This is a genomic window from Flavobacterium sp., from assembly GCF_028712645.1.
Classification (GTDB): Bacteria; Bacteroidota; Bacteroidia; order Flavobacteriales; family Flavobacteriaceae; genus Flavobacterium.
On the sequence record NZ_JAQTPQ010000176.1, the window covers coordinates 1 to 7,393 of the forward strand.

General features: G+C 33.8%; 5 protein-coding genes. All 5 read right to left on the reverse strand.

The genetic code is table 11. From position 1 onward, the window contains the following. Positions 1-507, reverse strand: a 507-nt coding sequence (locus PHC28_RS12970) for an energy transducer TonB (RefSeq protein ID WP_367278033.1), incomplete at its 3' end; no start/stop codon positions are given. Between the two features lie 14 nt (positions 508-521). Beyond that, on the reverse strand, positions 522-1,265 hold the full coding sequence (deoC, locus tag PHC28_RS12975; RefSeq protein ID WP_300101242.1) for a deoxyribose-phosphate aldolase: 744 nt from the start codon (positions 1,263-1,265) through the stop codon (positions 522-524). A gap of 25 nt (positions 1,266-1,290) precedes the next feature. Continuing rightward, positions 1,291-1,665 carry a VanZ family protein gene (locus PHC28_RS12980; protein WP_300101245.1) on the reverse strand — a complete coding sequence of 125 codons (375 nt, stop codon included), beginning with the start codon at positions 1,663-1,665 and terminating at the stop codon, positions 1,291-1,293. 13 nt (positions 1,666-1,678) lie between these two features. Beyond that, entirely contained in the window at positions 1,679-2,059 is a 381-nt protein-coding gene (gcvH, locus tag PHC28_RS12985; protein ID WP_300101247.1) for a glycine cleavage system protein GcvH, read from the reverse strand. Positions 2,060-2,136: 77 nt separating this feature from the next. Further along, the coding region (sprA, locus tag PHC28_RS12990) for a cell surface protein SprA (protein ID WP_300101250.1) at positions 2,137-7,393 on the reverse strand (5,257 nt) is incomplete at its 5' end.

Consider the following 7,393-nt stretch of genomic DNA (forward strand, 5'->3'; position numbering starts at 1 on the left):
ATCTAATTCTGTGAGTTGTTTTGTGTTTGATTTTACAATTTCGGCGGCAACAATGGCTTCAGAAGCTAGTTGTTCTGGGCTTTTTAATGGGATCGAAATAGTAATATTGTATTTAGAATAAGTTGGGTTGCCATTATAAGTTGATGGTTGAATTTTTGGAAACTTGCTAAAAACCCTTTTGGCCTCTTGAATCAAGTTTTCATCAACAGCATTTACATAAATTACCTTAAAAATACCTTTGTCGTCCACTTCAAAAAGCACTTTTATTTTTCCCTGAAAATTGTTTTTGACAAGATTTTCGGGAACTACAAAATTTTGAAATACAAAATCCTGTACTTGATTATAGAAACAATTCTCCAATTCGTTGGATTCTAAATTTTCGCAATTTGAAAAAACAGGAAATCGCTCAGCAGAAAGCCCAGACTGTTTTGAACCATTATTTGTATTTTGTGCAAAAGCAACAAAAGTACAAAGAGACAAAAACAATGTCAGGAATCCTTTTTTCATATTTTTTTTGAGATTTAGTATTCGCCTTGCGCTTTTTCTCCGTTTGCAATAGCTTTTGCACCAGAAGTACCAATTCGTTTTACACCCAATCGTATCATTTCGACAGCTTCATCATACGTTCTCACTCCGCCAGCAGCTTTTACAGGAAGAGGCGAAGCATTTTCGAGCATCATAATTATCGCAGGAACAGTGGCTCCGTTTGGAAGATTATTTTCAGTTTTATAAAATCCTGTAGACGATTTTACAAAAACCGAAGCATAATTTTCTTCCTTGAAATTAGTGATAACAATGTTTTTTATCAATGCCGAAAGCTGCATAATTTGTTTGTCATTTAGAGCTGCCACTTCGATAATCCATTTTACAACCTTATTATTTGTCAAACCTAGTTGAGTACATTTTAGAATTTCTTCTTTTACCAAATCTACGTTTCCTTCTTTGAAAGCTTCGTAATTACAAACAAAATCAAGATCGTCTGCACCATCCTGAATAGCTTGAGTTGCCTCTACAAGTTTAGCTTCAAGCCCTGCATTTCCTTCAGGAAAATCTATGACGGTTCCTATTTGAACCGGCGAATTAGCAGCAGCAATCATTTCATTTGCCAATGAAACCCTATCAGGACGAATCATAATCAGTTTGAAGTTTTCATCAATAGCTTCCTGAATAAATTCCTTTACAATTTTGATGTTTTCGGCTTCGCTAAGTCCCGCTTGTGATGGTGTTTTTAAATAAGTCGAATCTAAGTACTGCTTGATATTCATCTGGTTTAAAACTTTATATTTACTTTTAATTTTCAGAATTAATAGTATCCTTTTTATAGTATTTATCTATCAAAATAATTCCGATAACAGCGACAGTTGCACCAGTAATATTTGCCACAACATCAAATACATCAGCACTTCTGGTCATTGTAAAAAGTGCTTGTAGTATTTCGATTCCAATTCCAAATAAAACGGAAAAACCAAAAGCAATGCTTAATGGCTTTGAAATTGTTGTGCTTTTTAATTGATTTTTGAAAAATAAAAACCAAAGTGATGTAAACACAAAATGAAAAAAGGCGTGAACTGCTTTGTCCAAGTTTGGAATATTAATTTGGGGCATATCGCTCGATTGCACGAGACAAGAAATCAAAATTAATCCAGACCAAGAAATTGCTAACAAAAAATAGATTTGTTTAAGCACCTATTAGTTCTTTATAAGCTTCGCTTGAAAGCAAGGAATCTACCTCATCTAAATTAGATACTTTAACTTTAATCATCCATCCTGCTCCATAAGGATCTGTATTTACGCTTTCTGGATTGCTTTCAAGAGCATCATTGAACTCAATAATTTCTCCAGATAAAGGAAGAAACAAATCGGAAACCGTTTTCACTGCTTCTACCGTTCCAAAAACTTCTTCTTTTTCTAATGTTTGGTCTAAAGTTTCTACTTCAACATATACAATATCACCTAATTCTTTTTGGGCAAAATGAGTAATTCCTACTGTTGCAATATCGCCTTCAAGGCTAACCCATTCGTGATCTTTTGTGTACTTTAAATTTGCTGGTACGTTCATTTTATTTTAAATTTTAAATTTTCATCAAAAGTATTGTTTCTGATTTTATTTTTAAACTGATTACGATAAAACTTTACTTAATTTCCAAAATTATATCGAAGTGTAAATCCAGAACGAATATTTGTCAAAGGAAATGAAGTCGATATAACCGCTTTCGAAAAGGAATGGTCATAATAGAAAATGGCTGTCAAGTTTTTACTGAAAGAATAATCAGCAGTAAGTTTTAAAGACCAAAGATTTTGCCCTCCTGCTAATTGATTGTTGTCATAATCTAAATACCTCACAATGGTTTGATTATTTCTATACGAAACATCAGCTTTCAAATTAATATCACTTTTTATAATTCCTGTTGGATTATCGGCTAGTGTTGACGAGAAAATCACGTCTTTAAATCGATAACCAAGACCTACAACATATTCTATTCCCTTCACTTCGGTCAATAAATTATTATCAAAACTCATTGACAGCGCTCGGTCTTTCTTGATTTCGGTAAGTACTTTCAAAGAACTTTTCAACTCAAAATCCATCCTTATTAGTGGGCTAAATTGCTCTACCAAATTGGCATTTGACGTAATGGTTTTATTAAAAAGATTACCTCCTAAATCTGTATTCAATTCACCTCCAGGTTTGTATCCTGATGGTGCTTTGTCATATTCAAAATTCGACCTAAATGCATTCACGGTATATGAGGCTCTGTAATTGTGTTGCAAAGAGAATCGTTTGAAGTTCTTTTTGAAAAATTCATATCGCATCAATCCATTATATTTTACAGACCAGTTTGGTATTGGGAAACTCTTAAAAATACCAAGAGAAACACCTGTAGCACTGCCCCCGGAATAAGCCGCCAAAAATGCAGGCAACAGAACCGCTTGGTTATTTTTTCCAAAACCAATAGGATATCCTTCATTTGCCAAGTAAATAGCTCTAATTGGGTCCTTAGGATTCGCTGGATTTAATGCTGGAATTGGATTTAAAGCATCGCCATATCTAGGAATTGAGCCTCCATAAAAATCCTGTGCCAATCGATTGGCAATAATCAATCTATTGTTTTTTAATTCGTCAAATGCAACCGATGCATTTTGATCACTTGCCGAGAACGCTGTTTTTATTAAAATGGTAGAAATCGAAAAATTACCAAAACTGTAATGTGATTGCGGATTATATTCTTTGGTAATATTGTCAACATCATATTGCTCAGAGAAATTTTCGGAATAAGCTCTATCTAACGATAAATCAACTTTAAAATCTGGAAACAAATCCACGTTTGCAGTTGCCTTGAATGTCTTATTGCTTACTTGGGTAAAATTCTGATTGAATTCCTGATAATTAGTAAGCCAGCCGTTTTTAGCAGCTTCAAATCTTATATCTTCTTGGCTTCCAAAAACAAATCCCAATGTTGGTTTTGATGTCCCAAGGAATCCAACTCCTGGCGTATATCCTGGCAATACTGTACCGCTATTCTGAGTATAATTTGCCTGAATGTTTTTTACACTGGTCAAAACACCTATCAAACCATCTAAAAATTGATTAGATGAGGCTACTTGTACATTATTGTTTTTTATTTTTTCGCCAGGTTTAGGAGCTGCTGCTTTGGTTTTGGATGCTGGTTTTTTGCTGTTTTTTGTCAATCCCAAATATTTATAAAAAGTATCCATAGTAAACGTGGCATTCAAATTATGAGAGCTTGCGTTTTGAATCGTATTCCCTAAATTATAATCAACTCCTCCAATATTTATTTGAGACATTGCTGTAGAAGTACGTTGCCAGCTATAATCTCCTGTATAAGAATAATTGGCTTTTACAAAACTGAACAATGGGATTTTATTAATTGGAATTTCATAGTTCAACACTAATTGTTGCATGTGTTGGTTTGGATCTCCAATATCCCAATAACTATCCCATATTGTAAAGCTATCAATTGGTTCGTTATTCTCATTCAAATAGTTTTTTACAATATTGCTCGAAGAGGCAGTATAGTTTAATTTCAATGATTTTGTTAAATTAAAATTAAACCCATATTGATAATTGAACCCAAAGTTTCTTCTGTACATTGGGTCTAGACCAATGCCCTCAACATCAACTTGCCTAAATTGTTGACGATTGTATTGTCGAATAATATTAGTATTAAAAGTAATATTGGAAGGCAAATAATTAAAATTGAAATCACTTAACATTTTCCAATAATTACTTTTTTGCATAAATTTCGTTTTCTTGAAAGGCTCAACTGATTTTGATTGAAAACTATAAGCGTAATCTACAGACGTGTTTGCCTGTTGATCTGTGTATTGTTCTATTTCAAAATCATGACGTTCCACTTCATTATATGACTGCGAAAAAGTGAAATTTTCAGGGTCATATATATGCTGTTTTTGCTCAGGACTTCTTTGCTTTCTTACTCCAATGAAATTGATGCTTTTACGCTTCGTATAATCAATGGCTCTATTGGCATAATTGTCTCTTGTAGCTTTGTCAGAAGTATTATCTAACAACTGTTTCAATTTAATATCCTGATTAAAAGGATCGTATTCAGGAGTAATAATTTCTTCTCCAACGGCATAATTAAAAGGTAAATTAATTCCCCATTTAGAAGGCAATAATTTCCCTAAATTTATATTGGTAACAATATTATATTGCTTAGTATCTTCACGACTTCTCTCATTTGGTCCTTGCTCTAAAGCTCCAAATCCAATCGTGCTTTTTTTACCTGTTGCAGAAACTGTTGCAAAATCAGCTAAATTGGAGTCTATATTTAATAAGGCGGCCATTCCTTTATGGTTGTCCATACTGGCCAAACGAAGTTCATTGAACCAAACTTCTCCTTTTAAATCTTGATGGGTTTCATTACTTTTTACTCCTAACATCAAATTACGAACCATTCCAAAATTTGGATTTCCTTTAATTCCTAAACGCAATTTACTACTACCATCAGCATCCGGATTATTAGCAACATCATCTGGATAATAAATCCCGTCAAGCGGCAAAGTATTTATATCAATGCTCATCGCAGCGACTTTCAATTGTGTTAACAAATCTAGAGACAAATCGATTTGGTTATCTTCAGGCCATACTTCTTCTGCGGTCAATTTACAATCTCCTACAGGTTTACTTACTTTTAAAGGGATTTCTACTTGGTAGAAATTTTGTGTAAAATCATTCCCAAAACGAATAAAAGCAGACATTTGATTATCATTAAGAACAATTTCGCTAGGCAAAGATTCAGCGTGCAAAAACATTTTTAATTTTTTGAATTGACGCATATCAACACTTACATTTTTAAAAACGGCTCTCGAATCTTCTGGCTCCAATCCATCACCAGAAACCCTTAATGATAATGACTGTTCGTTTTGGTTAATAATGGTATTATTGTTATACAATTGTTCCCTTTCGACCCCTGGAGGAATGATGTAACTTATAGGACATCTATCATTATTTTCCTGAACATTTACGGCCAATACATCTAAATTTGTTCCATCATCAGCAACATTTACATCGTTTGGATCTAATGTGTTTGTGTATCTTCTCCATTCGCCTCTTACTAAATCTAAAGCTCCAAAACGTACTGTTACTTCATCGTTGAAACCCGTCATAAACATTCTCATAAAACGAATTGATCTAAAATCTGAGATGTTTCCTATAGTGTTTTCGGGCTGAGAAACAGGTATTTTAAATTGAATCCAACGGGCATCTGTTGTCGATCCATCGGGCAATGGTTCTTGAGTGTTTCTAATATCGGTAATATAGTTTTGACCTATATCCATTCCGGGTTTCATATCGATGCTATATTCATAGTAAGCATTGATAGTATTCATAGTATTATCTCTATTAATATCCTCAACATCAGGAACGGTTGAAGCACCTCTATTCGCATCATTAATATCAACGGCAGAATTTCCTTCGACACCATTGTAATTTTTATATCGGTCCAAAACATTTCCTGTAGCATTCAAATAATAAGTGTAATCATCCGCTGCTGGATCCTTATCGGAAGCATAACTAGTATAAACAGATCCTTCATTAGCATCTGAAAGTCCATCTAAACCAACGTCTTGATTTTTTCGATTATCAGCATTGGTATCAAAAGCATAAATTAAAGATTGCGAAGCTGGAACATCACCCCAAATTGGCTGTGGATTTACCAATATTTGATCAGGGCCAAGACCATTCTCATATTGTTTTCTTCCATCTTTTAAAATATCTTCCGAAATTTCCCCTAAATTGAAATAGATTTTACCTGTATTTGACTGTGGAATTTCTCCTTTTCCAACATAAGGATCCAATACCCAAAACTGAATATATTCTACATTTCCTTGTTCAAAATTAGTAGAATTTAACGAACGCATTATTGCTCCATAATTAGATGACGGATTCGCAGCAACATTCAAACCATTGTTATAAGGTCCTCTTTCTGCAGGAAAATAACTTAAGTCTAATGTATTTATAACTTGTGATTGTCCTTGTGCAATATCCGTTTCTGGATACAACTCTCTACTGAAAATTCTTCTTGTACTATTTAATGATAAATCTTCATTTGAAATTCCATCAGGTTTTTGAGTATAAAATATAGGATCGATAGAATACCAAGCTAATTTAGCTCTTTTAAATCCATAACTCAAATCGTTTGCATTTGCATTGAAATTATAAGTGCTTTGCGCATCATTCATTGGGGTCGATGCCAAACTCCAAGCATAAGCCGAACGCATATCTATTGTAGATTGAGAGCCTTCAAAATCATCTACATAAATGGTTGATTCGCCTTGAAAACTATCTCCCTTTGGAGTGTTGGGTTGCAAAAATGCCACCTCTCCTCTTACAGAAAGATTTGAAGGAACATCCGTATCAATGTTTGGTAATTTATTTACTAATCGAGTCAAGAAAGGAATTTCGGATGAGTAATTAAGGTTGAAACCATAAATACTATTGTTTACGGATTCCTGACCAAAACTAGATTTTTGGGTAAATGGTTTTTCGCTCAATTTTAAGAAAGTGGCTCCAACCAAAAATTTATCGGTAAATTTATGTTCTACATTTACACCAAAAAATCGTTTGGTTTGCTGCCCAAAAACAGAATTATTTTCTAATGAAACATTGATTGGCGTATTCGATGCTTGAAGGGATGGATCTAGAATTTGAACTCTTCCCAGTTGATAATTCACACTATAATCGATTCCTTCGACCAATAATCTTCCTCCAGCAGTTACAACTACTGAACCTCTTGGAACATTGAAAGCACCAATTGGAATTCCGTCGCCCCCCGATGATTTATATTTACCTCTTAAAAGAAATTTATTTTTGTCGCTATCTTGTAAAGCTCCAGATTGGGTGTTGCTGTACATA